Origin of the sequence: Lactobacillus nasalidis, from assembly GCF_016587775.1 — a bacterium.
Classification (GTDB): domain Bacteria; phylum Bacillota; class Bacilli; order Lactobacillales; family Lactobacillaceae; genus Lactobacillus; species Lactobacillus nasalidis.
Genome location: NZ_BOCG01000539.1, coordinates 1 through 2,681, shown reverse-complemented (window position 1 = coordinate 2,681; position 2,681 = coordinate 1). Strand labels below are relative to the sequence as shown.

Genomic DNA, 2,681 nt, shown 5'->3' with positions numbered 1-2,681 from the left:
GCCAGGTCCGTCAAGATTGGAAAAAAGGCTGCTTCCGTTTTCCCGGAAGCAGTCGAAGCAGATAAAAGCAGGTTGTCGCTGCTGTTGAATATAACGTCGGCCGCTGCAGTCTGCAAGGGCCGCAAAGTCTCCCATCCACGGGCATAGATGTAGTCCTGGATGAAGGGAGCATAACGAGAAAAAGTGTCCATTAAATCTCAATCTCTTTTGCTAAATCGTAAACTCGGCAAAGTCGCCGTCCGTATCTTCCGCGTCTCCCGCCGCAGCATAGGTAAAATCGTCGCTGGCCAGCAGGTCTTGAACGCTGCGGTCCGGATTCTGCCAGACAATGTCCAGCAGCTCGATAAAGTCCCTGATCACTTCTCTGGGAGTAATCATGCTGCCGCTGCCGACTCTGGCATATTCGATCTTGATGAAGTCGGCCAGATCATTTTCGCTGATCGTCCGCTCATAACCGTAAAGACTGGCATGCATGTCGGCCAGCTTCTCAGTCAAGACCAGCATTTCCTCTGCCGTCAGCGGTTCAAGCCGGATTACGGGCGCATACATGTCGCGCTGGCCTTCTTTGGCAAACTTGCCTTCAGCCAGCCGCGAGCGCAGGGCCTCATAGGAATAGACACCCCGCCGGCGGTCTTCAACAGCCTGCGGCGTTGCCCCCATAATGATGCCCAGGTACTTGGCCTTGCCCTGCATGGCATCGTTGTACATGCTCAAAAGCTTCTCATAGTTGTACTGTCTGGAGATAGCGTTGGGGATCTTGTACAAGTTGACCAGCTCGTCGATCATGACGAACATGCCACTGTAGCCTGCCTGGCGGAAGAAGACGGCAAAAAGCTTCAGGTATTCGTACCAGTCTTCATCGGAGATGATCATGTTGATTCCCAGATCCTGCTTGGCTTCGCTCTTGAGCCGGTATTCGCCCCTGAACCACTTGACCACCTTGCCCTTAACGTCCTCGTCACCGGCCAGGTAGGCGTGGTAGTAGCGCTCAAGGAGCTGGGCAAAGTCGTAGCCGTGGACCAGCTCATTTAAGCCGGTGATCTGGCTGATGATCTTCTGGTCAACCGCGGTCTGAAAGCGCGGATCATCATAGGGAACTTCCTCGGCAACGGCGGTCTGCACGTTGTTGATCCAGCGGTCCAGAACCAGGGTCAAGGCCCCGCCCTCAGGCCGGGTCTTGGTGGCCAGGTTCTGAATCAGTTCCCGGTAGGTTGCCAGGCCCTGGCCCTTGCTCCCCTGCAGGCGGCGCTCAGGCGACAGATCGGCGTCAAGCACGATAAAGTTGCGGTCCATCACATAATTGCGGATTGTCTGCAGCAAGAAGCTTTTGCCCGACCCGTAGCGGCCGACCACAAAGCGGAAGGAGGCCCCGCCGTCCTTGACTAAGTCAACATCATGCAGCAAGGCCGCGATTTCCGCCTTTCTGCCCACTGTAATATAAGGCAGGCCGATACGGGGCACGACGCCGCCTTTGAGTGAACTGATAACCGTTTGGGCAATCCGCTTGGGGATCCGTTTCTTTTGCTCCAATATTATTCCTCAATTCCTAATAAATCTGCCAGATCGGCCCGGTAATCAGGCACGATTTCCGCGCTTTCACCGTCACAGTCGATCACGGCATCACCAATTTCGTCAAACAGCTTCTCATTGATCTGGTCCACGACCACGCTCAAAAGCTGATGCTGCTGGCGCAAAAAATCTTTGTAAGGCTGGCCGGCAAACAAGGCTTCCAGCAGCTTTCTCTCAGTTTCATTCAGATTCAAGTCGGCCGAGAAAGCAGCGGTGCTTTCTGCGGCAGCCTGCGCAGCTGCCTGTTCGGCGGCTTCTTGCGCTTCCAGCTCTCTTTCCTCTTCAGTCAACAGGCTTTCCTTGGTTTCTGCCGCGTCTGCCCGGATCTGGTCCAGGCTGGCCAGGTTGATCTTGATCTTTGGCCGCTGCGCTTCCAGGAGCTGCTGTTGGTAGTCCGCGATTCCCTGGCTGATTGCCTGCTTAAAAGCCGGCGGCAGCGGCTTTTCCTTCAAGGAGCGGCCTTTTTTGAAGGCCAGGCGGCTCAAGCGGTCAAACTCATGCATGAAGTCGGCCAGAAGCTTCTTTTGCCGGCTGGAAGGCCAGTAAAGCTCACTGATCCAGTGCCCGCCCCGGCAGCGGTAGCTGAGACCCGCGCCGATTTCAACACTGGCTTCGGTCACGGGGTGGGGACTGTAGAAGACGGCATCCGCAAACATTTCCACTGGAAAAACAGTTTTTTCGCCTACCAGCAGTTTCAGCAGCTGATAGGGATTGCGGCGCACTTCCTGCCAGACCTGGCTCAACAGGCCGTAAAACTTCTCTGGCTCCTTCTTGAGCATAGGATTGTTCTTGGGCTGGTAAGCCGACAGATGGCAAATCGCCTGGTACAGGTCCGCTCCTTCTGCTTGTCCGGCCAGCAGCGTCTGATAGACTCTGCCCCGCTGCAGCTCCTCTTTAAAAGCTTCCTGCACGGTTTCCAAAGGAAAATCGTAATAAACCAGGTAGTTTTGCAGCAGGTGCTTGCGCTGCCAGTCAGTCAGCAGGTCCTGCCGGTCCAGGCAGTTGGCAAACAGCAGCTTGAGCTGGCGCAGGCCGTCTTCTTTGTCCTTGACGCCGATCTGGCAGACCAGTTCGCTGGCAAGGAGGTAGACATAAGCGGCTGCTGCCGGCTC

Annotated in this window: 3 protein-coding genes; all 3 read right to left on the bottom strand. The window is 55.6% G+C overall.

Annotated features, from left to right (window positions below; all coding sequences use genetic code 11):
- Window positions 1-191, bottom strand: a 191-nt coding sequence (locus lacNas_RS14045) for a DEAD/DEAH box helicase (protein ID WP_373868168.1), incomplete at its 3' end; no start/stop codon positions are given.
- A gap of 19 nt (window positions 192-210) precedes the next feature.
- Window positions 211-1,530 carry an ATP-binding protein gene (locus lacNas_RS10535; protein WP_201330430.1) on the bottom strand — a complete coding sequence of 440 codons (1,320 nt, stop codon included), beginning with the start codon at window positions 1,528-1,530 and terminating at the stop codon, window positions 211-213.
- A gap of 2 nt (window positions 1,531-1,532) precedes the next feature.
- On the bottom strand, window positions 1,533-2,681 hold a 1,149-nt coding region (locus lacNas_RS10530; RefSeq protein WP_280515444.1), incomplete at its 5' end, for a tellurite resistance TerB C-terminal domain-containing protein.